The organism is Enterobacter cloacae complex sp. 2024EL-00227 (assembly GCF_043945315.1).
Lineage (GTDB): Bacteria > Pseudomonadota > Gammaproteobacteria > Enterobacterales > Enterobacteriaceae > Enterobacter > Enterobacter roggenkampii.
Window position 1 is genome coordinate 14,964 of sequence record NZ_JBIMQP010000021.1, and the last position, 24,001, is coordinate 38,964.

Annotated in this window: 16 protein-coding genes and 2 pseudogenes; 8 read left to right on the plus strand and 10 right to left on the minus strand. The window is 55.5% G+C overall.

The features are described 5' to 3' along the window. From ACHH0Z_RS23060 to ACHH0Z_RS23070, 3 genes are read left to right on the plus strand one after another with little or no spacing between them, the layout of a single operon-like run. Positions 1-1,530, plus strand: a complete 1,530-nt coding sequence (locus tag ACHH0Z_RS23060) for a type IV secretion system DNA-binding domain-containing protein (protein WP_000342688.1) — start codon at positions 1-3, stop codon at positions 1,528-1,530. Continuing rightward, positions 1,530-4,760: a MobF family relaxase gene (gene mobF, locus ACHH0Z_RS23065; RefSeq protein WP_000884351.1), complete on the plus strand. Its 3,231-nt coding sequence runs from the start codon at positions 1,530-1,532 to the stop codon at positions 4,758-4,760. Before ACHH0Z_RS23060 ends, mobF begins: the two co-directional genes overlap by 1 nt. Beyond that, positions 4,760-5,017 carry a hypothetical protein gene (locus tag ACHH0Z_RS23070; RefSeq protein WP_015243641.1) on the plus strand — a complete coding sequence of 86 codons (258 nt, stop codon included), beginning with the start codon at positions 4,760-4,762 and terminating at the stop codon, positions 5,015-5,017. The genes mobF and ACHH0Z_RS23070 overlap by 1 nt, the downstream gene beginning before the upstream one ends. Before the next feature lie 163 nt (positions 5,018-5,180). On the opposite strand, the gene ACHH0Z_RS23075 is transcribed toward ACHH0Z_RS23070, so the two are convergent. Then, positions 5,181-6,380, minus strand: a complete 1,200-nt coding sequence (locus ACHH0Z_RS23075) for an IS91 family transposase (protein WP_000948429.1) — start codon at positions 6,378-6,380, stop codon at positions 5,181-5,183. A gap of 9 nt (positions 6,381-6,389) precedes the next feature. Continuing rightward, the gene (locus tag ACHH0Z_RS23080; RefSeq protein ID WP_000957857.1) at positions 6,390-6,578 is read right to left on the minus strand and encodes a hypothetical protein; all 189 of its coding nucleotides are present in this window, start codon (positions 6,576-6,578) and stop codon (positions 6,390-6,392) included. A gap of 356 nt (positions 6,579-6,934) precedes the next feature. On the opposite strand from ACHH0Z_RS23080, the gene ACHH0Z_RS23085 reads away from it, so the two are divergent. Continuing rightward, complete coding sequence (locus ACHH0Z_RS23085) at positions 6,935-7,750, plus strand: aminoglycoside O-phosphotransferase APH(3')-Ia (RefSeq protein WP_000018330.1); 816 nt, start codon at positions 6,935-6,937, stop codon at positions 7,748-7,750. A 9-nt stretch (positions 7,751-7,759) separates the two neighbouring features. On the opposite strand, the pseudogene ACHH0Z_RS23090 reads toward ACHH0Z_RS23085, so the two are convergent. The 3 genes and pseudogenes from ACHH0Z_RS23090 to ACHH0Z_RS23100 all read right to left on the minus strand — a co-directional run. Further along, a pseudogene (locus ACHH0Z_RS23090) lies at positions 7,760-8,074 on the minus strand (Tn3 family transposase); the annotation flags it as partial. 158 nt (positions 8,075-8,232) lie between these two features. Continuing rightward, on the minus strand, positions 8,233-9,093 hold the full coding sequence (locus tag ACHH0Z_RS23095; RefSeq protein ID WP_000027057.1) for a broad-spectrum class A beta-lactamase TEM-1: 861 nt from the start codon (positions 9,091-9,093) through the stop codon (positions 8,233-8,235). Between the two features lie 182 nt (positions 9,094-9,275). Continuing rightward, positions 9,276-9,833, minus strand: coding sequence for a recombinase family protein (locus ACHH0Z_RS23100; RefSeq protein WP_001217881.1), 558 nt, complete (start codon positions 9,831-9,833; stop codon positions 9,276-9,278). Between the two features lie 161 nt (positions 9,834-9,994). Between ACHH0Z_RS23100 and ACHH0Z_RS23105 the strand changes: the two genes are divergently transcribed. Then, positions 9,995-13,060 carry a Tn3-like element Tn3 family transposase gene (locus ACHH0Z_RS23105; RefSeq protein ID WP_022650076.1) on the plus strand — a complete coding sequence of 1,022 codons (3,066 nt, stop codon included), beginning with the start codon at positions 9,995-9,997 and terminating at the stop codon, positions 13,058-13,060. 181 nt (positions 13,061-13,241) lie between these two features. Further along, positions 13,242-14,561, plus strand: coding sequence for an IS1182-like element ISKpn6 family transposase (locus ACHH0Z_RS23110; RefSeq protein WP_004152397.1), 1,320 nt, complete (start codon positions 13,242-13,244; stop codon positions 14,559-14,561). Between the two features lie 249 nt (positions 14,562-14,810). On the opposite strand, the gene ACHH0Z_RS23115 is transcribed toward ACHH0Z_RS23110, so the two are convergent. The 4 genes from ACHH0Z_RS23115 to tnpA form a co-directional block, all read right to left on the minus strand. Beyond that, on the minus strand, positions 14,811-15,692 hold the full coding sequence (locus ACHH0Z_RS23115) for a carbapenem-hydrolyzing class A beta-lactamase KPC-4 (RefSeq protein WP_015062847.1): 882 nt from the start codon (positions 15,690-15,692) through the stop codon (positions 14,811-14,813). A 386-nt stretch (positions 15,693-16,078) separates the two neighbouring features. Further along, positions 16,079-16,858, minus strand: coding sequence for an IS21-like element ISKpn7 family helper ATPase IstB (gene istB, locus ACHH0Z_RS23120; protein WP_004152394.1), 780 nt, complete (start codon positions 16,856-16,858; stop codon positions 16,079-16,081). Beyond that, positions 16,855-17,880, minus strand: coding sequence for an IS21 family transposase (istA, locus tag ACHH0Z_RS23125; RefSeq protein ID WP_004199214.1), 1,026 nt, complete (start codon positions 17,878-17,880; stop codon positions 16,855-16,857). The genes istB and istA overlap by 4 nt, the downstream gene beginning before the upstream one ends. A gap of 106 nt (positions 17,881-17,986) precedes the next feature. Next, a complete protein-coding gene (gene tnpA, locus ACHH0Z_RS23130; RefSeq protein WP_004152392.1) occupies positions 17,987-21,016 on the minus strand; it encodes a Tn3-like element Tn4401 family transposase in 3,030 nt (1,009 codons plus the stop codon). Between the two features lie 109 nt (positions 21,017-21,125). On the opposite strand from tnpA, the gene tnpR reads away from it, so the two are divergent. Together tnpR and ACHH0Z_RS23140 are read left to right on the plus strand one after the other, a co-directional pair. Further along, positions 21,126-22,841, plus strand: coding sequence for a Tn3-like element Tn4401 family resolvase TnpR (tnpR, locus tag ACHH0Z_RS23135; protein WP_004152391.1), 1,716 nt, complete (start codon positions 21,126-21,128; stop codon positions 22,839-22,841). A 202-nt stretch (positions 22,842-23,043) separates the two neighbouring features. Continuing rightward, positions 23,044-23,844: pseudogene (locus ACHH0Z_RS23140) on the plus strand (Tn3 family transposase); the annotation flags it as partial. Here ACHH0Z_RS23140 and ACHH0Z_RS23145 read toward each other — a convergent pair. Beyond that, on the minus strand, positions 23,841-24,001 hold a 161-nt coding region (locus ACHH0Z_RS23145), incomplete at its 5' end, for a DDE-type integrase/transposase/recombinase (RefSeq protein ID WP_148951664.1). The pseudogene ACHH0Z_RS23140 and the gene ACHH0Z_RS23145 sit on opposite strands and share 4 nt — an antisense overlap.

The following is a 24,001-nucleotide window of genomic DNA, read 5'->3' on the forward strand; positions in this document are numbered from 1 at the left end:
ATGGACGATAGAGAAAGAGGCTTAGCATTTTTATTTGCAATTACTTTGCCTCCAGTGATGGTATGGTTTCTAGTTGCAAAATTTACCTACGGTATTGATCCATCCACGGCTAAATACCTGATTCCGTATCTGGTTAAGAATACTTTTTCGCTATGGCCTTTATGGTCAGCTTTAATTGCTGGCTGGTTTATTGGTGTTGGCGGTCTGATCGCTTTTATCATTTATGATAAATCACGCGTGTTTAAAGGCGAAAGATTCAAAAAGATTTATCGTGGTACAGAGCTTGTTCGCGCCAGAACACTCGCTGATAAAACACGCGAAAGAGGTGTCAACCAGTTAACCGTGGCTAATATCCCCATACCTACATACGCTGAGAACTTGCATTTTTCGATTGCCGGTACAACCGGTACTGGTAAAACCACAATTTTCAATGAACTGTTATTTAAGAGCATCATTAGAGGCGGCAAAAATATTGCTTTAGATCCAAATGGGGGCTTCTTAAAGAATTTCTATCGTCCCGGCGATGTTATTTTAAACGCCTATGATAAACGCACTGAAGGCTGGGTGTTTTTCAATGAAATTCGCCGTTCATATGATTACGAGCGCTTAGTGAACTCTATTGTTCAGGAAAGCCCTGATATGGCTACTGAAGAATGGTTCGGCTATGGCCGTCTTATTTTTAGTGAAGTTTCGAAAAAACTTCACAGCCTATATAGCACAGTAACTATGGAAGAAGTTATTCACTGGGCCTGTAACGTTGACCAGAAAAAATTAAAAGAATTTTTAATGGGGACGCCTGCCGAAGCTATTTTTTCCGGGTCTGAAAAAGCAGTTGGAAGCGCGCGATTTGTTCTCAGTAAGAATCTTGCCCCACATTTGAAAATGCCGGAAGGTAATTTTTCCCTGCGTGACTGGCTTGATGATGGAAAGCCGGGAACCCTGTTTATCACCTGGCAGGAAGAAATGAAAAGGTCACTTAATCCGCTAATTTCCTGCTGGCTGGATTCGATTTTTTCTATCGTGCTGGGTATGGGTGAAAAAGAAAGCCGCATTAATGTATTTATTGACGAGCTGGAATCACTCCAGTTTCTGCCAAACCTCAACGATGCACTGACCAAAGGGCGTAAAAGCGGTCTGTGTGTTTATGCTGGCTATCAAACCTATTCTCAGCTGGTTAAGGTTTATGGTCGGGATATGGCTCAGACAATTCTGGCTAACATGCGTTCTAACATCGTGCTGGGCGGCAGCCGTCTCGGTGATGAAACGTTGGATCAAATGTCGCGCTCACTCGGTGAGATAGAAGGCGAAGTTGAGCGTAAAGAATCCGATCCTCAGAAGCCCTGGATTGTCCGTAAACGCCGCGACGTTAAAGTTGTTCGTGCCGTAACGCCTACCGAAATATCAATGTTGCCAAACCTCACCGGCTATCTGGCGTTGCCTGGTGATATGCCCGTCGCTAAGTTCAAGGCTAAACACGTTAAATACCATCGCAAAAACCCTGTTCCTGGCATTGAACTGAGGGAGATCTGATGCTTGATATAACCACGATTACCCGCCAGAACGTCACTAGCGTTGTGGGCTACTACTCTGATGCAAAGGATGATTACTACAGTAAGGATTCATCATTCACGTCCTGGCAGGGAACCGGAGCTGAAGCCCTCGGCTTGTCCGGGGACGTTGAATCAGCCCGGTTTAAAGAGCTGCTTGTCGGTGAGATAGATACCTTCACGCATATGCAGCGACACGTGGGTGATGCCAAAAAAGAGCGTCTGGGCTACGACCTGACGTTTTCAGCGCCTAAAGGGGTATCCATGCAGGCGCTGATACACGGCGATAAAACCATTATCGAGGCTCATGAAAAAGCTGTTGCCGCTGCTGTGCGTGAAGCTGAAAAACTCGCGCAGGCCCGGACGACTCGCCAGGGGAAATCAGTAACCCAGAATACCAATAACCTTGTCGTCGCTACTTTCCGCCACGAAACGTCCAGGGCGCTAGATCCTGATTTGCACACACACGCTTTTGTCATGAACATGACCCAGCGCGAGGACGGCCAGTGGCGCGCGCTCAAAAATGATGAGCTGATGCGTAACAAAATGCACCTGGGCGATGTTTACAAACAGGAGCTGGCGTTGGAGTTGACCAAAGCCGGTTATGAGCTGCGTTACAACAGCAAAAATAACACGTTCGATATGGCCCATTTTTCAGATGAACAGATTCGCGCTTTTTCCCGCCGGTCGGAGCAAATTGAAAAGGGACTCGCTGCAATGGGTCTGACGCGGGAAACCGCCGATGCTCAGACGAAAAGCCGCGTCTCGATGGCTACGCGTGAAAAGAAAACAGAGCATTCCCGTGAAGAAATTCACCAGGAATGGGCCAGCCGCGCCAAAACGCTCGGCATTGATTTTGATAACCGTGAATGGCAGGGACACGGTAAACCTCTGGAGGCTGATATAGCGCGCAACATGGCCCCGGATTTTACCAGCCCGGAGGTTAAAGCTGACCGGGCTATCCAGTTTGCAGTTAAGTCGCTGTCAGAGCGCGATGCCAGCTTTGAACGCCAGAAGCTGATTCAAATCGCTAATAAGCAGGTGCTGGGCCATGCCACAATAGCCGATGTTGAAAAAGCGTACCTGAAGGCGGTACAGAAGGGCGCCATCATCGAGGGCGAAGCCCGGTATCAATCAACTCTGAAGGTCGGTGCTTCAGTTATGGCCGAAACTCTGACGCGCAAAGAGTGGATCGACTCGCTGACGAATAGCGGGATGCGTGCGGATAAAGCCCGTTTTGCGGTAGATGATGGTATTAAAAACGGCAGGCTTAAAAAGACCAGCCACCGCGTCACTACCGTGGAGGGTATTCGCCTTGAGCGTTCCATTCTGACTATCGAATCACGCGGCCGGGGGCAGATGCCGCGACAGCTGACCGCAGAGATTGCAGGCCAGCTGCTTGCCGGGAAAACCCTCAAGAAGGAGCAGATGCGCGCGGTTACAGAAATTGTGACGAGCAAAGATCGGTTTGTGGCCGCACATGGTTACGCCGGTACCGGTAAAAGCTATATGACGATGGCCGCTAAAGAGCTGCTGGAGTCACAAGGGCTGAAGGTCACGGCGCTGGCCCCCTATGGGACACAGAAAAAAGCGCTTGAAGATGATGGATTACCGGCCCGCACCGTTGCCGCTTTCCTCAAAGCGAAGGATAAAAAGCTGGATGAAAAATCAGTCGTATTCATTGATGAAGCCGGGGTTATACCCGCCCGACAGATGAAACAGCTGATGGAGGTAATCGAGAAGCATAACGCTCGCGCGGTATTCCTGGGGGATACGTCACAGACGAAAGCGGTAGAAGCCGGTAAGCCTTTTGAGCAGCTGATTAAAGCAGGTATGCAGACCAGCTACATGAAAGACATTCAGCGACAGAAGAATGAAGTTTTGCTTGAGGCGGTTAAGTATGCCGCTGAAGGTAATGCCGCGCGCGCCCTGAAAAATATCACCGGCGTGAACGAACTGAAGGAAGAAGCGCCCCGACTCGCTCAACTTGCCGATCGCTACCTGTCTCTGTCCTCAGAACAACAGGATGCCACCCTGATAATCTCTGGTACGAACGCCTCACGCAAAACCCTCAATGACTACATCCGGGGCAATCTGGGGCTTGCCGGAACCGGCGAAACGTTCACGCTACTTGACCGCGTGGATTCGACACAGGCGGAACGCCGCGACAGCCGTTATTTCAGTAAAGGGCAAATCATTATCCCCGAACAGGATTACAAAAATGGTATGAAGCGGGGCGAGTCTTACCAGGTTCTTGATACCGGGCCGGGCAACAAATTGACGGTTGAAAGCATCAGCGGTGAGCAGATCGCTTTCAGCCCGCGTACACACACCAAGCTGTCTGTATACCAGGCAGTCAGCGCCGAACTGGCGCCGGGCGATAAGGTTATGGTAACGCGTAACGATAAAACGCTGGACGTTGCCAACGGCGACCGCTTCACGGTGAAAACCGTGGAGGGTGAAAAACTGACGCTTGAGGACAAAAAAGGGCGCACGGTTGAGCTGGATAAAAAACAGGCTTCTTATCTTTCCTATGCTTATGCAACCACCGTCCACAAATCCCAGGGGCTTACCTGTGATCGCGTGTTGTTCAACATAGATACCAAATCGCTTACCACTTCTAAGGACGTTTTTTATGTTGGTATTTCGCGTGCGCGTCATGAGGTGGAAATTTTTACCGACGATAAAAAATCTTTGGCATCGAGCGTGAGCCGCGACAGCCCGAAAACCACGGCCGCAGAAATTGACCGTTTCTTTGGGCTTGAGGCCAGGTTTAAGGATATTGGCCGCGATACCAGTTTAGAAACCCGATCAGCTGAAAAAGGTCTGCCAGAAGCCACGGGGGAAAGCATGGCGTTTAACCAGAAACCCGATGAACATAACATGACAACCGGCACTGATTATCAGCCGGTGAGCAACGCAGAGGACGCCTTTCATCTTAAGCAGAACCCTATGGATGATTCCGTTGGCCTGCGGCGTCATGAAGCACAGCAAAATGATGCAGAGCTGGCCCATGATTATGCTGCTGCCGACGATCAGCAGTGGAGCGCGCAGGAGTATGCCGATTACGAGCATTATGCCGAAGCATCCGACTACGACTTTGACAGCAGCATTTACGACGATTACGCCATGCCGCAGACGTCTCAGGCGGAACAGAGCCATACCGGAAAAGAACACACCCATGAGCATGAAGAAGGGGGCCATGAAATCTGATGGAGCAGATCGACAAGCGCAAGCAGGATAAACTGAAGTTCGACCGGGTAATTAATCTGGCGCACAGACTGCCGCAACCGGCGATCCATGACTTACTACGCGCGCTGATACTGCCAATTCAGGCCGATTACTTGCTGGCCGTTGGCACGGAGGGCCAGGACGCGCGCCCGGACATGAACGAGCGCGAGTTCTTCTTCACAAAAATCATCTGGGCGATGGATTACACGCACATGAAATCACTCAGGCTTGACGTATAGGAAATTGAAAAACCAGTCGATACCATTGTCCACGCCTTATGCCACGTGAGCCTTTCTGCTTTTCCCACCACTCCGGTGGTTTCCCTCTCTGTATGGTCGATTTTTATACCGTAACAGGCTGTTTTTTATACTTTCACCGATTCCCGGGCACACTTAGCCTGTGTCAGGCCGGCATATACCTCAGTAGACTGATATCCCGCGCGTTTTTCTTCAGCCCTGATACATTCAGCCCCGCAATGGCCCGGCGGTATACCATCCGGCAGCCACACAGCACGCATTCGAACGGGTCACGACTCAGGAACTGTTTCACCATTTGTGCATAGCACACTTTCGCCACTGGTTCCGGTTTATCCATCCCCAGTGCACGGTACACCTGCGGCAGCTTCTCTCCACACACACGGTTGGCAAGGAACCCGAAGTACCTCACCATCTTAAAAAACTTCTCCGGGATGTGCTGTTTCAGCCTCGCGACCAGCTCACGCTGTGTCAGCGTTTCCGTCGCCGTTTCTCCCGTTTTGTGGTCCAGGTAACGGAAGCTCAGGCTTGCCCCTCCGTTGTAATGAGCCAGTCGGGAAGCCGCTATTGGTGGCTTCTTCAGATAACGACCCAGGTAGCGTGCCGTATTCCGCCCTCCGGCTGTCTTCTTCGACATGTACACATGCCAGTATTTTCCGCCGGATTTCAGCACCAGGCTTCTCCACTGTGATTCCGTCGTGATATGTGACAACGACTCCGGCATTGCCATCCCCTCTGACCACGCTTTCAGAAGCAGCTGCCGCATATTCCACATCCACCGTGAACGCATCGCGTCTTTCAGGAAGCTCAGCTTTTTCCACTGACCATGCTTATTCAGACCTCCACAGGTTACAGACACATGTACATGCGGATGCCAGTTGAGACGACGGCCATACGTGTGGATGGCGCAGAAGATACCGGGTTCCAGCCCCCGTTTTCGGGCGGCATACAGCAGATTCTCCACCGCCAGACGGCACACGTCATTCAGCAGCCAGCGGTTGCTTTCGAACACCGGCCACAGCGTGTCCGGCAGGGTGAAGACCAGATGTACCCAGTCGCAGTCAGGAAGACGATTCAGCTGTGTTGCTGTCCACAGGTCTGTGGCCTTCTTTCCGCAGGACGGGCAGGCACGGCTGCCGCATGAGTTGGTCAGGTACTTTACGTGCTGACAGTCCGGGTTATCACACCCGAACTCTTTTACACCCAGTATCCGTGTGCCGCAGGCCAGCATTTTGGTGACGGCTTCAACCTCGATATCGCGCAGACCGCCCGCATCCAGGAAGGACGTCCAGCACTGGTTGGCTGTGAACAGACGTTTCAGAGGGCGGGGAGTAAAACCGGACAACATGAGGATGGATTAAACCCCGGTATCCTGTAGCAGGGTAAGGGCTGCTGTATCGCCACGGCGCTTCAGGATGGAGGTCGTCACCATCGCAGGTGGTGGGTCCATGGGTTTGAGCATTTTCATCCAGTCCCATTCTCGTTGTGAGAGCTTCTCAGCACCAACAGAGAGCAGAACTGTATCGATACTTTTGCGGGTCAACATAAGGGGATGAGTCCTTAATAAAACAGGTCCTCAGAGCATACATATTCTGCGGGGCGTGCGGCAACAACAGGACGAACCGGGGCGGTTTTCAATTTGCAGCCGCCAGGCTGCCGTGGTTCATGCCATGTTCCTCGACTACGAAGCGGCCAAAGATTATGCGACCCGCTCCAGGCTGGTCACGGCGGCGAATATCCCTTCTTTCGGAGCGCCAGAATGATGTTGGTCTGGCCGGATTTTCATATGGCGGGAACCACGTTGTGTCTCAAAATCTCTGATGTTACATTGCACAAGATAAAAATATATCATCATGAACAATAAAACTGTCTGCTTACATAAACAGTAATACAAGGGGTGTTATGAGCCATATTCAACGGGAAACGTCTTGCTCGAGGCAGCGATTAAATTCCAACCTGGATGCTGATTTATATGGGTATAAATGGGCTCGCGATAATGTCGGGCAATCAGGTGCGACAATCTATCGATTGTATGGGAAGCCCGATGCGCCAGAGTTGTTTCTGAAACATGGCAAAGGTAGCGTTGCCAATGATGTTACAGATGAGATGGTCAGACTAAACTGGCTGACGGAATTTATGCCTCTTCCGACCATCAAGCATTTTATCCGTACTCCTGATGATGCATGGTTACTCACCACTGCGATCCCCGGGAAAACAGCATTCCAGGTATTAGAAGAATATCCTGATTCAGGTGAAAATATTGTTGATGCGCTGGCAGCGTTCCTGCGCCGGTTGCATTCGATTCCTGTTTGTAATTGTCCTTTTAACAGCGATCGCGTATTTCGTCTCGCTCAGGCGCAATCACGAATGAATAACGGTTTGGTTGATGCGAGTGATTTTGATGATGAGCGTAATGGCTGGCCTGTTGAACAAGTCTGGAAAGAAATGCATAAGCTTTTGCCATTCTCACCGGATTCAGTCGTCACTCATGGTGATTTCTCACTTGATAATCTTATTTTTGACGAGGGGAAATTAATAGGTTGTATTGATGTTGGACGAGTCGGAATCGCAGACCGATACCAGGATCTTGCCATTCTATGGAACTGCCTCGGTGAATTTTCTCCTTCATTACAGAAACGGCTTTTTCAAAAATATGGTATTGATAATCCTGATATGAATAAATTGCAGTTTCATTTGATGCTCGATGAGTTTTTCTGATAGTTAGTCTTTAATGAATGCGGTTGGCGCATCGGCGGGCACCTTGCGCGCGCTGTCGCTGTTCATGCCGCGCAGCATGTCGATGGCATCGAGCACACCCTTGGCGGCGGGCGCAGCCCGCAATTTGAGCACGCCCAGGAACTGCGGCGCGTAGCGGCGTAGCGTGGCATAGCTTTCACCGATGTGGTGCAGGAAATCAAAGTCGGCAGGCCGCGCCAATGTTTGCGCTTCGGTGACGCTGGCGGCGAAGGTGTCCCAGGGCATAACGGCCTCGATGGCGGCGAACGGATCGCTGCCGCTTTGCTTGGCCTCAATCAACGCTTGCTTGCAGAGATGGGGTCTGACGCTCAGTGGAACGAAAACTCACGTTAAGGGATTTTGGTCATGAGATTATCAAAAAGGATCTTCACCTAGATCCTTTTAAATTAAAAATGAAGTTTTAAATCAATCTAAAGTATATATGAGTAAACTTGGTCTGACAGTTACCAATGCTTAATCAGTGAGGCACCTATCTCAGCGATCTGTCTATTTCGTTCATCCATAGTTGCCTGACTCCCCGTCGTGTAGATAACTACGATACGGGAGGGCTTACCATCTGGCCCCAGTGCTGCAATGATACCGCGAGACCCACGCTCACCGGCTCCAGATTTATCAGCAATAAACCAGCCAGCCGGAAGGGCCGAGCGCAGAAGTGGTCCTGCAACTTTATCCGCCTCCATCCAGTCTATTAATTGTTGCCGGGAAGCTAGAGTAAGTAGTTCGCCAGTTAATAGTTTGCGCAACGTTGTTGCCATTGCTGCAGGCATCGTGGTGTCACGCTCGTCGTTTGGTATGGCTTCATTCAGCTCCGGTTCCCAACGATCAAGGCGAGTTACATGATCCCCCATGTTGTGCAAAAAAGCGGTTAGCTCCTTCGGTCCTCCGATCGTTGTCAGAAGTAAGTTGGCCGCAGTGTTATCACTCATGGTTATGGCAGCACTGCATAATTCTCTTACTGTCATGCCATCCGTAAGATGCTTTTCTGTGACTGGTGAGTACTCAACCAAGTCATTCTGAGAATAGTGTATGCGGCGACCGAGTTGCTCTTGCCCGGCGTCAACACGGGATAATACCGCGCCACATAGCAGAACTTTAAAAGTGCTCATCATTGGAAAACGTTCTTCGGGGCGAAAACTCTCAAGGATCTTACCGCTGTTGAGATCCAGTTCGATGTAACCCACTCGTGCACCCAACTGATCTTCAGCATCTTTTACTTTCACCAGCGTTTCTGGGTGAGCAAAAACAGGAAGGCAAAATGCCGCAAAAAAGGGAATAAGGGCGACACGGAAATGTTGAATACTCATACTCTTCCTTTTTCAATATTATTGAAGCATTTATCAGGGTTATTGTCTCATGAGCGGATACATATTTGAATGTATTTAGAAAAATAAACAAATAGGGGTTCCGCGCACATTTCCCCGAAAAGTGCCACCTGACGTCTAAGAAACCATTATTATCATGACATTAACCTATAAAAATAGGCGTATCACGAGGCCCTTTCGTCTTCAAGAATTTTATAAACCGTGGAGCGGGCAATACTGAGCTGATGAGCAATTTCCGTTGCACCAGTGCCCTTCTGATGAAGCGTCAGCACGACGTTCCTGTCCACGGTACGCCTGCGGCCAAATTTGATTCCTTTCAGCTTTGCTTCCTGTCGGCCCTCATTCGTGCGCTCTAGGATCCTCCGGCGTTCAGCCTGTGCCACAGCCGACAGGATGGTGACCACCATTTGCCCCATATCACCGTCGGTACTGATCCCGTCGTCAATAAACCGAACCGCTACACCCTGAGCATCAAACTCTTTTATCAGTTGGATCATGTCGGCGGTGTCGCGGCCAAGACGGTCGAGCTTCTTCACCAGAATGACATCACCTTCCTCCACCTTCATCCTCAGCAAATCCAGCCCTTCCCGATCTGTTGAACTGCCGGATGCCTTGTCGGTAAAGATGCGGTTAGCTTTTACCCCTGCATCTTTGAGCGCTCTGATCTGAATATCGAGGGACTGCTGGCTGGTTGAGACCCGCGCATAACCAAAAATTCGCATAAAAATGTACCTTAAATCGAATATCAGACACGATGTGTCTATTATGCCAAAATGACGATTTAATGGACACTCAAACGAAGCCGTTTTACTATGTCTGATAATTTATAATATTTCGAACGGTTGCAGTTGTGTTAAAAAAGCCGTCAGGCAGGGAGGCCGATATGCCCGTTGATTTTTTGACCACTGAGCAGGTTGAGAGTTATGGCAGGTTCACTGGCGAACCCGATGAACTTCAGCTGGCGCGTTATTTTCATCTTGATGAAGCGGATAAAGAATTTATCGGGAAAAGCCGGGGTGATCACAATCGACTTGGTATTGCCCTGCAAATCGGGTGTGTGCGTTTTCTGGGCACTTTTCTTACTGACATGAATCATATTCCTTCCGGCGTCCGGCATTTTACCGCCAGACAGCTCGGGATTCGTGATATCACCGTTCTTGCAGAATACGGTCAGAGGGAAAATACCCGCCGTGAGCATGCAGCGCTGATACGTCAGCACTATCAGTATCGTGAATTTGCCTGGCCCTGGACATTTCGCCTTACCCGTCTTTTATATACCCGGAGCTGGATAAGCAACGAACGTCCTGGCCTGCTTTTCGACCTGGCGACAGGGTGGCTTATGCAACATCGTATTATTCTCCCCGGAGCCACCACGCTGACCCGGTTGATTTCAGAGGTAAGGGAAAAGGCGACGTTGCGCCTGTGGAACAAACTGGCACTGATACCGTCAGCCGAACAGCGTTCACAGCTGGAGATGCTGCTGGGGCCAACTGATTGCAGCCGCCTGTCTTTACTGGAATCACTGAAAAAAGGCCCTGTGACCATCAGTGGTCCGGCGTTTAATGAAGCAATTGAACGCTGGAAAACTCTGAACGATTTTGGCCTGCATGCTGAAAACCTGAGTACACTCCCGGCTGTGCGCCTGAAAAATCTCGCACGTTATGCTGGTATGACTTCGGTGTTCAATATTGCCAGGATGTCACCGCAGAAAAGGATGGCGGTTCTGGTTGCCTTTGTCCTTGCATGGGAAACGCTGGCGCTGGATGATGCACTGGACGTTCTGGACGCCATGCTGGCCGTTATCATCCGTGACGCCAGAAAGATTGGGCAGAAAAAACGGCTCCGCTCGCTGAAGGATCTGGATAAATCTGCATTGGCGCTCGCCAGCGCATGTTCGTACTTGCTGAAAGAAGAAACACCGGACGAATCGATTCGTGCTGAGGTGTTCAGCTACATCCCTAGGCAAAAGCTGGCTGAAATCATCACGCTTGTCCGTGAAATTGCCCGGCCCTCAGACGATAATTTTCATGACGAAATGGTGGAGCAGTACGGGCGCGTTCGTCGTTTCCTGCCCCATCTGCTGAATACCGTTAAATTTTCATCCGCACCTGCCGGGGTTACCACTCTGAATGCCTGTGACTACCTCAGCCGGGAGTTCAGCTCACGGCGGCAGTTTTTTGACGACGCACCAACGGAAATCATCAGTCAGTCATGGAAACGGCTGGTGATTAACAAGGAAAAACATATCACCCGAAGGGGATACACGCTCTGCTTTCTCAGTAAACTGCAGGATAGTCTGAGACGGAGGGATGTCTACGTTACCGGCAGTAACCGGTGGGGAGATCCTCGTGCAAGATTACTACAGGGTGCTGACTGGCAGGCAAATCGGATTAAGGTTTATCGTTCTTTGGGGCACCCGACAGACCCGCAGGAAGCAATAAAATCTCTGGGCCATCAGCTTGATAGTCGTTACAGACAGGTTGCTGCACGTCTTGGCGAAAATGAGGCTGTCGAACTCGATGTTTCTGGCCCGAAGCCCCGGTTGACAATTTCTCCCCTCGCCAGTCTTGATGAGCCGGACAGTCTGAAACGACTGAGCAAAATGATCAGTGATCTGCTCCCTCCGGTGGATTTAACGGAGTTGCTGCTCGAAATTAACGCCCATACCGGATTTGCTGATGAGTTTTTCCATGCCAGTGAAGCCAGTGCCAGAGTTGATGATCTGCCCGTCAGCATCAGCGCCGTGCTGATGGCTGAAGCCTGCAATATCGGTCTGGAACCACTGATCAGATCAAATGTTCCTGCACTGACCCGACACCGGCTGAACTGGACAAAAGCGAACTATCTGCGGGCTGAAACTATCACCAGCGCTAATGCCAGACTGGTTGATTTTCAGGCAACGCTGCCACTGGCACAGATATGGGGTGGAGGAGAAGTGGCATCTGCAGATGGAATGCGCTTTGTTACGCCAGTCAGAACAATCAATGCCGGACCGAACCGCAAATACTTTGGTAATAACAGAGGGATCACCTGGTACAACTTTGTGTCCGATCAGTATTCCGGCTTTCATGGCATCGTTATACCGGGGACGCTGAGGGACTCTATCTTTGTGCTGGAAGGCCTTCTGGAACAGGAGACCGGGCTGAATCCAACCGAAATTATGACCGATACGGCAGGTGCCAGCGATCTTGTCTTTGGCCTTTTCTGGCTGCTGGGATACCAGTTTTCTCCACGCCTGGCTGATGCCGGTGCTTCGGTTTTCTGGCGAATGGACCATGATGCCGACTATGGCGTGCTGAATGATATTGCCAGAGGGCAATCAGATCCCCGAAAAATAGTCCTTCAGTGGGACGAAATGATCCGGACCGCAGGCTCCCTGAAGCTGGGCAAAGTACAGGCCTCAGTGCTGGTCCGTTCATTGCTGAAAAGTGAACGTCCCTCCGGACTGACTCAGGCAATCATTGAAGTGGGGCGCATCAACAAAACGCTGTATCTGCTTAATTATATTGATGATGAAGATTACCGCCGGCGCATTCTGACCCAGCTTAATCGGGGAGAAAGCCGTCATGCAGTTGCCAGAGCCATCTGTCACGGTCAAAAAGGTGAGATAAGAAAACGATATACCGACGGTCAGGAAGATCAGTTGGGAGCTCTGGGGCTGGTCACTAACGCCGTCGTGTTATGGAACACTATTTATATGCAGGCAGCTCTGGATCATCTCCGGGCGCAGGGTGAAACACTGAATGATGAAGATATCGCACGCCTCTCCCCGCTTTGGGGGGGTAAGCGGGAACCCCAGAAAATTCCGCCATTCCGCATTGTGGAATTTTTTGGGGGGGTGGTCCGCGGCATGACGACCCGCCAAAGGCTACCGCATCTATCTGAGGCGCTGTGGCGCGACGCTGAAACCCCGGGGAATTCCGCTACTCCAGTTCCAGGTCCGCAATAGTTCGTCCAGGTCGGGTGGCGTACGCCGGAAACGCCGATTTTTCCGCAACCGTTTCTGCGTTGTCGGCAAGGTGGTCTCAGAGAGCGCTCAAGAAGCGGTTTTTCTCGTATGTTTAGCTACGGTGGCCTAGGAGCCTGCGCGGCAGAAGCCAAATCGGCGGAAGATCGAGGACGATACGGGGATGGCTGCCAGTTACCTTCCTTACCGACCCGACCAATCCTATCTGCTGCCCCCTTCTCTGGGAGAGTGGCTACCTGAAGGGCATCTTGCCTACTTCATCAGCGAGACTGTCGATACGCTGGACTTGAGCGCATTCCACGCCCGGTATGCCGGCGGTGGTCCGGGCAATCAGCCGTTTCATCCGGCGATGATGGTCAAAGTGCTGATCTATGGTTACGCGAGCGGCGTCTTCTCTTCGCGCAAACTAGCCAGGAAGCTGTACGAGGATGTCGCGTTGCGTGTGCTGGCCGCTGGAAACTTCCCGGCCCACCGCACGCTGAGTGACTTCCGTGCCCTACACCTGACCGAGCTTGAGAATTTGTTCGTTCAGGTGGTGCAACTGGCGCGCGAATGTGGGCTGGTGAAGCTTGGCACGATCGCGGTCGACGGCACCAAGGTAAAAGCCAACGCCAGCCGCCACAAGGCGATGAGCTATAAGCGCATGAAGCCGGCCGAGGACGAATTGCATTGCGAGATCAAGGCGCTGCTTGATCGCGCCAAGGCTACCGACGACCAGGAGCGTAACGAGCCGGAGCTGGACATTCCTGCCGAGATTTCTCGCCGCGAGAAGCGCCTGGAGGCGATCCAGGCGGCAAAGGCGCGCCTGGAAGCGCGCCAGCGTGAAGCGGACCAGGCCCGGGGGCGCAGCGAAGACGATGGCCGCCGGCCTCGCCATCCGGATGGCTCGGACAAGGGCGGTGGCTCGTACAAACGCGAGTTTGGTGTGCCGGATGACCGTGATCAGGAAAGCTTCACCGATCCGGACAGCCGGATCATGAAACACGCCGGTGGTGGCTCCGAGCAGAGCTACAACGGGTACACAGCGGTCGATGCCGAGCACCAGATCATCGTGGCGGCGGAGTTGACCAACTGCGCCGCGGACAGTCAGGCGCTGCTGGGCATGCTGGCAGCAGTTCAGGCCAACACCGGAGAAATGCCGGCCCAGACGCTGGCGGATGCGGGATTCCGTAGTGAGGCTGTTCTGGCAAAGGTCGCCGATCACCACGGCGATGTCATCGTTGCCCTCGGCCGCGAGGGACGTGAAGATGCCAAGGTCAATGCCAAGACCCATCCGCATACGGCGGCGATTGCGGCGAAATTGAAAACGGAGCAAGGCGATGCAGCTTACCGCCGGCGCAAGTCGATCGTGGAGGCTCCGAATGGTTGGATCAAGGCGGTGATGGGATTGCGTCAGTTCAGCATGAGGGGCCTGGACAAGGTGCAAGCCGAGTGGAAGCTCGTCTGCATGGCGCTAAATCTGAGGCGAATGGCGTATCTGTGAGGGCGAAGGTTAAATGGGGCGGCTCAAATGCACCCCAGTCGTCATAACACGCCGCGCGCCGCAAGATTGGTATCCTTGGCGCCGACGCCTTGCCAATTGCAGAGAGCGCCGCCGCCATCGTCAGTGCTCTACAGAAAACCGGTCACACGGCTCTGCCGCGCAGACTCCTAGCCTAAATGTGACAGTGGTTGGTAATCCATGCCGCCCGCAAGGGCGGCGGTGGTGGGCCAATAGATGATTTTCAGAGCCTTACTGCCCGTTGACGCCCAATCCCTCGAGCGCGAGTCTAGCCGCAGCGGCGATGACGGCCTCGCTGTGCTTGTCATCCTTGTTAGGCGCCCGGGTGTAGACGGCCAACACAATAGGTGCGCGCCCAGTGGGCCAGACGACGGCATAGTCATTTGCCGTGCCATACCCTCCGCAGGTTCCGGTTTTGTCTCCGACTGCCCAGTCTGCCGGCACCGCCGCGCGGATGCGGTGGTTGCCGGTCGTGTTTCCCTTTAGCCAATCAACAAACTGCTGCCGCTGCGGCGCAGCCAGTGCAGAGCCCAGTGTCAGTTTTTGTAAGCTTTCCGTCACGGCGCGCGGCGATGAGGTATCGCGCGCATCGCCTGGGATGGCGGAGTTCAGCTCCAGCTCCCAGCGGTCCAGACGGAACGTGGTATCGCCGATAGAGCGCATGAAGGCCGTCAGCCCGGCCGGGCCGCCCAACTCCTTCAGCAACAAATTGGCGGCGGCGTTATCACTGTATTGCACGGCGGCCGCGGACAGCTCCGCCACCGTCATGCCTGTTGTCAGATATTTTTCCGAGATGGGTGACCACCGAACCAGCGCATTTTTGCCGTAACGGATGGGTGTGTCCAGCAAGCCGGCCTGCTGCTGGCTGCGAGCCAGCACAGCGGCAGCAAGAAAGCCCTTGAATGAGCTGCACAGTGGGAAGCGCTCCTCAGCGCGGTAACTTACAGTTGCGCCTGAGCCGGTATCCATCGCGTACACACCGATGGAGCCGCCAAAGTCCTGTTCGAGTTTAGCGAATGGTTCCGCGACGAGGTTGGTCAGCGCGGTGGCAGAAAAGCCAGCCAGCGGCCATGAGAGACAAGACAGCAGAACTAGACGGCGATACAGTGACATCAACGATATTCCTTGTTTGAAGGTGGAGCTAGGTGTAGCGGCCGGATGTAATCAGGCCGCTACAGCTGGGATTATCACCGAGCGGCAAGCCGCTCCCTCTCCAGAGGCTGTAACGGCTGTAACTGCCCCGGATGGGCACACATCGGGTTGGTAAGTCCCTGGCACCACAACGTCCAGCGCTATTGAAAAACGAATCAGGTCGGCGTTCATGGGTCGGCCACCTCGCCTGACCTCGGCATCCACGTTACGGACGGCCTCAGGAAGTCCTGGCCAAGCCCCGACTATTGGGGCGCGAAGATAGCACCGAGGGTACGCCGGTGTCAACACCAACTGAAAACTGACCCACTTTACCCCTGAATCACCAAAGTAATACTGACCCACCTGGATCATTCGGGTTTGGAATTTTTCCTGACCACTCCCGCCTTCCTCTTGTCCTTCAAGCGGTAGCTTTCGCCGCTCAGGGTCAGGATATGGGCATGGTGCAGCAGCCGATCCAGCATCGCGGCTGTCAGGGTGGTATCGCCGGCAAACGCGTCGGCCCACTGGCTGAACGGCAGGTTCGAGGTCAGGATCATCGCCCCTTTCTCATAGCGCTTCGCCACCACCTGAAAGAACAGGTTCGCTTCCTCGCGTCCGAAAGGCAGGTAGCCGATCTCATCGATCACCAGCAGCCGTGGACCGAGGATGGCGCGGTTGAAGTATTCCTTCAGCCGCCCTTGTCGCTGCGCCGTGCTCAGTTGCAGCATCAGGTCGGCTGCCGTGATGAAGCGTGTCTTGACCCCGGCTTGCGCGGCCTTGTAACCCAAGGCGATGGCGAGGTGGGTCTTGCCGATGCCAGAGGGTCCGATCAGCACCACGTTCTCGGCCCGTTCGACAAACGCCAGACTGCCCAGCTCCTGCACCAGTGCCTTGGGCACGCCGGGGTTGAAGCTGAAGTCATAGTCCTCCAGGGTCTTGATGCCCGGGAAGCAAGCCATCCGCGTCAGCAGTTCGCGGCTGCGCTGCTGGCGACACCCCGCTTCATGCCGCAACAGGTGTTCCAGGAAGTCGGTGAAGCTGAAGTCCTCGCGCACCGCCTGCTGCGCCAGGACGGGGTAATGCGTTGCCACCCGTTCGAGTTTGAGTTGCTGGCACAGGGCGTCGATCCGCTCATGCTGGAGGTTCATCGGCAGGCCTCCCCAATTGCGTCATAGACAGACAGTGGGTGCTGGAGAGATTCCAGTGGTACCGGGCGGAGACTGTTATCCAGCAGGGGGGCCTCGTCGCGCCGCACACGGGATGGCAAGGGTTGCAGGTGTTCCCGCTCCTGCCGCCAACGGTCGATGGGGCGCTCGTTCAGGGTGGCGTGGACCCGCACATTCGCCTCGTCTGCCAACCAGTCACGGACGCGTCGGTTGGCAGCAGCACAATCGAGCAGCAGCCCCGTGCCCTTCATCCGGGTCAGCAACGGGTTGTAGAAGCTCTCGCGGAAGTAGCGATTGAAGCGCTCGACCTTGCCTTTGGTCTGGGCCCGATACGGGCGACACAGCCGGATCCGGAACCCCAGGTCATCGGCCAGTTGAAGCAAGCCGGGGTGAAAACGGTGCTTGCCGTCACCGTAGGCATCGCGTTCCAGCACCACGGTCTTCATGTTGTCGAACAACACCTCGCGGGGCACACCGCCCAGATAGTCAAAAGCCAGCAACAGGGAGTCCCGCACGGACTCGAAGGATTCGTCCGGTACGAAGGTGACAAACGTCATGCGGCTGTATCCCAGCGTGGCGACGAAGGCCGACATGGGGGATCTGGCCCGGCGCAAGACCACGAAATCAGCCTGCAACTGCCGTCCGGGCTCGGTCTCGAAACGGACGGCCGGACCTGCTTCGCGGCGGGCGGGCTTGAGCGTGGCGAGGAAGGCGCGCAATAACGAGAGACCGCCGCCATACCCTTGAGCGCGGATTTCCCGATTCAGGACGGTGGCAGGCAGCCAGATGGGGTGGGCCTGCTCGACCCGTTGCCGCAGATAAGATTCAAATGGCCCCAGTTTGGTGGGGCGTGGTTCACGGGGCTGGTATCGCGCTACCGACGGATCGCGGAGGTAGCGGCGCACGGTATTGCGCGAGACCCCCAACGTGCGGGCGATGTGCCGGATGGAGTGGCCCTGTCGGGCAAGAACTCTGATTTCCACGGTTTGCTCCTGGGTCAACATCGACGGCCTCGAAAAGGCCGCCAAACTAGCCCAGGTGGATCAGTTTTACTTCGCTGGGGTGGGTCAGTTTTACACTGCTGCTAACACGGAACCGCTGAAAATTCCGTCACTCCAGTTCCAGGCCTGCGACGATCGCATCGAGATCGATCGTCTTGCCGCTGCTTTGAAAGGTGTAGTGCCCGTTGAGCAGGATGTGCCGCCATGCCGCAGGCGAAATTTTTGTGATGAGTGCCAGCGCCTTGCTGTTGCCGGCCGCCTCGTACTTGGTCACCAGCCGCGACAAGATTGCCGAGTTGTAGAAAATGATCGTGTTGGCGATCAGCCGTGCGCACTGGTTGCTGATCTCGATTTCAATGTCGGTGCGACCGGTCAGTTCCTTCTTACCGCCGACCTGGGCAATGGCCGAGCGTAGCTGATGGTAGGACTCGAGGCGATTTTGCGAGCGGTGCACGTTGCGTTCCAGTTGCGGATCGCGCAGGTAGCGAAGCGTGTAGATGCTGCGGATGAGCTTGTCGAACTCGAAGATCGCGCGCCGCGTCGGGTTCGTCGTGGTGTAGGTGCACAGCTTGCGGATCAGCGTGCCCTGCGTCATTTCCTTCAGCCCGAGTGTGGCGACGATCCGGTCGATGTTCGGCTTCTCGCGATGGATGAGATCGCAGTCGATTTTCCCGACTGGCCGAATCAGGCACGCCTGATACTGTGCTGGATCGTCAGCGCAGTAGAGTTCTTTCAATTGCGCGTTGAGGTCGGTGAAGCGCGGCTCGAACCGCCGGCCAAACCAATGCAGGATGGCGAAGTTGGCCTTGTTGACGCTGTGCATGTCGCCGGTGATCGCGGTCGGCATGATGTCCGACGTGTTGCGATACCAGATGTCGAACACGTGGTGGGCCTCGTAGTCGTGCGCGCCGATCAGGTAGCCGTTGAGCGGGATGTGGTTGCACAGCAGCGTGTAGGCGACCACGCCCTTGCCGCGCCCGAAGTACTTGCGCGAATAGCGCGCCTTCACGGTCGGCCGTTCGACGCTGAATTTCTGCCCGTCGACGGCACCGTACAGCGTTTCGAGGTCGAACGAGTAGTATGGGAAGATCGGTAGCGTGGCGATGGCGTTGCTGATGCAGTCGTTGGCCGCGTGCAGCGTTGCCTGGCGCAGGTACTGCTGGTAGCCGCTATCCAGCACGTGGTACGGGATGTCGCTGGTGCGCGCCATGACGTGGTTGCCGTGGTTCATCGCTTGCGCGATGATGACCGCCATCAGGCTGTCAGCGTCGGCGACCTTCTTCGCGTAGCGCGGCTGCATGGGCGTGAACGCCGACAGAAACTTGCACTCGTCGTTGACGAAGCGAAACACGTCGGCCACGTCGCAGAACGGAAGCTTCTCGTAGAATGCCTTTTCGCGCGCTTTCTCATTCTCGCTCTTGGGCTTGCGCCAGGTCAGTTTCTGCGTGTCCTTGTTGTATTCGAGGTGCGTCAGCTTGCCCTGTTTCAGCTCGCGGTTGAACGCCAGCCACTGCGTGCGCAGTTCGGCAGTCAGCGCATCGAGTTGGGCATGGACGGGTTGCTGCAGGAAGGGGATCTCCATTTTTGCGAGCACATCGATCTTCCTGTCCATCTCAACCAGTTCATCTGAGAAGTGCCGGTGTTGCAGGCTGTCGTCGAGGTAGAGTTCACCCGATTGGAGACGCTTCCTGATCTGGCGGTACAGCCAGAACTCGTAGCGGTCAGCGTGCAGGCCGGTTGGTTTACCGTCGGCGTCGAAGGTCAGCAGGTACGGCCGCAAGCGTTTCGGAAGTGTCGCCGCGGGCCACTCGTCGAGTGGCCGTTGCGACAGCCGCTGCTGCTTGGCAAAAACACCTTTGGCCCAGGCCAGCGCGGCAAGCCATGGACTGTCTGGATTGGAGCCGGAGAGGTCGAGCGCAACGTACAGTGGACGAAGATGGCGGCGCATGCGGTCGGCCAGCCCGTCCACCGCCTGCCACTGCAAGGCCAGCTTGCTCGCCGGCTTCACGCTCATACGCTGCGCCGTGGTTTGCAGCGTATCGCGAGGCATGATCTTGTAGGCGCGCTGCCGCACCTCGCCGAAGGGCGTGGGATCGGCCACGCTATCATCAACGTAGAGTGACAGCAGGCGGCCTACCCGCGGCGTTTCCTGCTGACGGCGCACCTGCTCGTCGGCAAAGGATTGTTTGGCACCAGCGCTGCTTTCGTCCTCCAACTGCTTCATGTGGTACGCCATCGCATCGACCAGGTTGTCGGAGAGCTGCCGGTAGCGTACCCAGGCATAGCACAGCAGGTAGAGTTGGGTCTGATCGGCCTTCAGATTGCGCAGGTCGTGGACGGTGTAGAAGTTTGCCAGGCTCGCGTAGTACAGCAGGTTCTGCTGCGAGACGTCGAGTTTAGGCAGCAGTGTCTTGGCGATTGCGTGCAGCGGCTCCAGCGTGGCGCGCTTTTCGCGCTCGCGGACCATCTGGCGCCAGCCGAAATTCTTGGCGTCCTGCTTGAGCGCCGCCAGTTGCGACAGGGTGTCATCACGGACCAGAAGCTGGCTCAGCGCGGCCTTGGCAGATTCGTCCAACGCTTGCTCCAGCAGATTGCCCAGGCGCCGGCGCTCGGCGGATAGCGTTTCGCTGACCAACTCTTGCAAGGTCGTATAGCCGGGCCGGATAATCTTGTGCTCATTGAGCCAGACGATCAGCTCGGCGGCGACGAACCCCGGCGTTACGTCACGCCGCACGGTCCGTGCGGCCTGCTGCTCGAGCTGCGGCAGGAAGGCGGCCGACCACGGCCAGTAGCCGAATAGTTTGGCGATCTGCTCGCGCTGGGTGTAGCGTTCATGCTTGGTGATCGCCTTGGGTTCGAACACCTCGCCGTGGAAATAGCGGCTCAGCACGAAAGCGCAATCGTCCTCGACTTCGTCCCAGTCGAAACTGAAGAAGGCATGCTTGGCCTTGAAGTAGCCGATCTGCAAGAGGCAATAGACCTTGGCATGAAGACTGGGCCGGCTGTTGGCAAGCGCCAACTCGGTTTCTGTCACAGCCAGATATTCCAGCTGCTGCGCATCATCGAACTCCGGCAGGCCATACAAGGCCTCCTGTTCGGCGTCGGATAGGACGCTGAGTAGCTTGTTCTTCTTGCTCATGGCCCGTTCTTGCTATCTTGAGGTTTCGTAGAAACATGGGGCATTTTCGATTCTACTGAAATAATCGTTATTATCGCGTTACTCGCTTTTCGAATCGCAACCTGTCCATATGAAAACGGGCCAGACTACGGCTTCGAGTTCTACCCCAGTCGGCTTTCCCGATGCGGATTCGCTGGCTGCCTTGCGCGGCTGGTACGCGGGACTCAGCTCTCGCGCGGCCGTTGAACACTACCTGGCGGCACGCAAGGCCGCCGGTCAATCAGCGCGAGGGATGCTGGGGCATATCCGCCGCCAGCTCATCGTTTTCGCCAACAGCCGCCACCGGCCGGATCTGGCCGACGTGTTCCAGCACGCCCCCGAAGAGCGACAGGGGCGCGCGGGTGCCGTCGAACGCGCGATCCGGCTCTTGCCCACGCTGCCGGCGCCGAAGCCCCAGATCAGCGACAGCATCGACCAGTGGCTGTCTCCGAGGACCGTCAGGGCACTGCAGGCGTACGGTATCCACACCCTCTCGGCGCTGACCGTGCGCATTCCCCGCCGGCGTGGCTGGTGGAAAGCCATCGAGGGACTCGGCATGACAGGCGCCCGGCAGGTCGAGGCTTTCTTTGCCGCACATCCGCAGCTCACCGAGCGCGCCCGGGCCCTGATCCCGATTATTCAGCCCAGCGGCATCGTGCCGTGGGAGCAGTTGCGTCTGCCGAACGAAGTCGACGGCTCGCAGGGCAATTTCCGGGCCCCGCGCAACGCTTGCACGCTGAATGCGACCAACGACTACGAGGCCGTGCAGGCCTGGCTGGCGCTGCACGAGACTGTCGCCACACAGCGCGCCTATCGCAAGGAGGCTGCGCGGCTAATCCTGTGGGCCATCGTCGAACGCGGACGGGCGCTATCATCCCTGACCACGGACGATGCAATCGCGTACCGGGCCTTTGTCCGGCACCCGACCCCGCGCGAGCGTTGGGTGGGGCCACCTCGACCACGCGATTCGGTGGAATGGCGCCCCTTCTCGGGCGGCTTGTCCGCACGCTCGGCAGCGTATGCGCTGACGGTGCTCTCGGCGCTGTTCCGGTGGCTCATCGAGCAGCGCTATGTGCTGGCCAACCCTTTCGCCGGCGTCAAGGTACGCGGTCACGCCTTGCGGCCCGCACTGGATACGGCGCGAGGCTTTACCGAGGGAGAATGGCTACTGCTGCGCGCCATTGCAGACGGCCTGGAATGGTCCTACGGCTGGTCCGAGCCGGCAGCACAACGCCTGCGCTTCATGCTCGACTTCGGCTATGCCACGGGCCTGCGCGCTAGCGAACTGGTCGGCGCCGTCCTGGGTAATGTCCGCCTCGACGAGCACGGTGACCACTGGCTGCATTTGGTTGGCAAAGGTGGCAAACCAGGTAAGGTGGCCTTGCCGCCGCTCGCGTATACGGCGCTGGACCAATACTTGGCACAGCGTCAACTGCCAGTCAGCCGGGAACGGTGGAATCCGAAAACGCCCCTGGTGGGCAGTCTTGGGGAAGACGGTAATGCCGGCATCACCGGCCCTCACCTTTGGTGCGTGTTGCGAAGATTCTTTACGCAAGCCGCTGAGGCCATTGAGGCCGATCATCCGGTCGCCGCCGAAAAGCTGCGCCGTGCCACGCCTCATTGGATGCGTCACAGTCATGCCAGCCATGCGTTGGCCCGGGGAGCTCAGCTCACCGCGGTGCGCGACAACCTACGCCATGCGTCGATCGCCACGACGTCGATGTATTTGCATGGCGATGAGCTCGAGCGCGCCAGGCAGATGCGGCAGGCTTTTGGCGCTCGTCACGTCAAGCGAGGAGTCGACTGAATTTTCATCATACGGAATGACGGAATTTTCTGGGATTCCCGCTTAGAACCCCGCTTTGCCACGGACATATCAATATGCTCGGCCATTATTCCTTCACGCTGGCAGAACTGGTGACCAAAGGTCATCTGAGACCATTAAAAGAGGCGTCAGAGGCAGAAAACGTTGCTTAACGTGAGTTTTCGTTCCACTGAGCGTCAGACCCCTGAAAGCCTATAGCCACGTCTCCGACCAATATGCGCCGTTCGCAACCCAGGTGATTCCTGCAACGGCAAGCGAAGCGCCTTACATCCTCGATGGCCTGCTGATGAACGATGCTGGACGCCATATCCGCGAGCAGTTCACCGACACGGGCGGCTTCACCGATCACGTCTTTGCCGCATGTGCCATTCTCGGCTACCGGTTCGCTCCGCGCATCCGCGACCTGCCATCCAAACGGCTCTACGCGTTCAATCCGTCGGCCGCCCCGGCGCACCTGCGAGCGTTGATCGGCGGAAAGGTCAACCAAGCCATGATCGAGCGCAATTGGCCCGACATCCTGCGCATCGCCGCCACCATTGCTGCCGGGACCGTCGCGCCAAGCCAGATTCTGCGGAAACTCGCCTCCTATCCGCGGCAGAACGAGCTCGCGACAGCCCTGCGGGAAGTCGGTCGCGTCGAGCGCACCCTGTTCATGATCGACTGGATTCTGGATGCCGAACTCCAACGGCGTGCCCAGATCGGGCTCAACAAAGGCGAAGCTCATCATGCGCTGAAGCGGGCAATCAGCTTCCACCGCCGCGGTGAAATCCGCGACCGTTCCGCCGAAGGCCAGCATTACCGCATCGCCGGCATGAATCTGCTCGCCGCCATCATCATCTTCTGGAACACCATGAAGCTCGGCGAGGTCGTTGCAAACCAGAAACGCGATGGAAAGCTGCTATCGCCCGATCTCTTGGCCCATGTTTCGCCGCTCGGATGGGAACACATCAATCTCACCGGAGAATATCGCTGGCCAAAGCCTTAGCGTAGGATTCCGCCCCCTCCCGCAAACGACCCCTTGATCGTGGCATAGGCCGTGGGGATCGATTTGAAACCGCGCACCGGCTTGATCAGTATCTTGAGCTTTCCGTGATCGGCCTCGATCACGTTATTGAGATACTTCACCTGCCGGTGGGCCGTCT

Coding starts and splice junctions, on each gene's coding strand:
- ACHH0Z_RS23060 (WP_000342688.1), top strand. CDS start 1: ATGGACGATAGAGAAAGAGGCTTAGCATTTTTATTTGCAATTACTTTG.
- mobF (WP_000884351.1), top strand. CDS start 1,530: ATGCTTGATATAACCACGATTACCCGCCAGAACGTCACTAGCGTTGTG.
- ACHH0Z_RS23070 (WP_015243641.1), top strand. CDS start 4,760: ATGGAGCAGATCGACAAGCGCAAGCAGGATAAACTGAAGTTCGACCGG.
- ACHH0Z_RS23075 (WP_000948429.1), bottom strand. CDS start 6,380: ATGTTGTCCGGTTTTACTCCCCGCCCTCTGAAACGTCTGTTCACAGCC.
- ACHH0Z_RS23080 (WP_000957857.1), bottom strand. CDS start 6,578: ATGTTGACCCGCAAAAGTATCGATACAGTTCTGCTCTCTGTTGGTGCT.
- ACHH0Z_RS23085 (WP_000018330.1), top strand. CDS start 6,935: ATGAGCCATATTCAACGGGAAACGTCTTGCTCGAGGCAGCGATTAAAT.
- ACHH0Z_RS23095 (WP_000027057.1), bottom strand. CDS start 9,093: ATGAGTATTCAACATTTCCGTGTCGCCCTTATTCCCTTTTTTGCGGCA.
- ACHH0Z_RS23100 (WP_001217881.1), bottom strand. CDS start 9,833: ATGCGAATTTTTGGTTATGCGCGGGTCTCAACCAGCCAGCAGTCCCTC.
- ACHH0Z_RS23105 (WP_022650076.1), top strand. CDS start 9,995: ATGCCCGTTGATTTTTTGACCACTGAGCAGGTTGAGAGTTATGGCAGG.
- ACHH0Z_RS23110 (WP_004152397.1), top strand. CDS start 13,242: ATGGCTGCCAGTTACCTTCCTTACCGACCCGACCAATCCTATCTGCTG.
- ACHH0Z_RS23115 (WP_015062847.1), bottom strand. CDS start 15,692: ATGTCACTGTATCGCCGTCTAGTTCTGCTGTCTTGTCTCTCATGGCCG.
- istB (WP_004152394.1), bottom strand. CDS start 16,858: ATGAACCTCCAGCATGAGCGGATCGACGCCCTGTGCCAGCAACTCAAA.
- istA (WP_004199214.1), bottom strand. CDS start 17,880: ATGTTGACCCAGGAGCAAACCGTGGAAATCAGAGTTCTTGCCCGACAG.
- tnpA (WP_004152392.1), bottom strand. CDS start 21,016: ATGAGCAAGAAGAACAAGCTACTCAGCGTCCTATCCGACGCCGAACAG.
- tnpR (WP_004152391.1), top strand. CDS start 21,126: ATGAAAACGGGCCAGACTACGGCTTCGAGTTCTACCCCAGTCGGCTTT.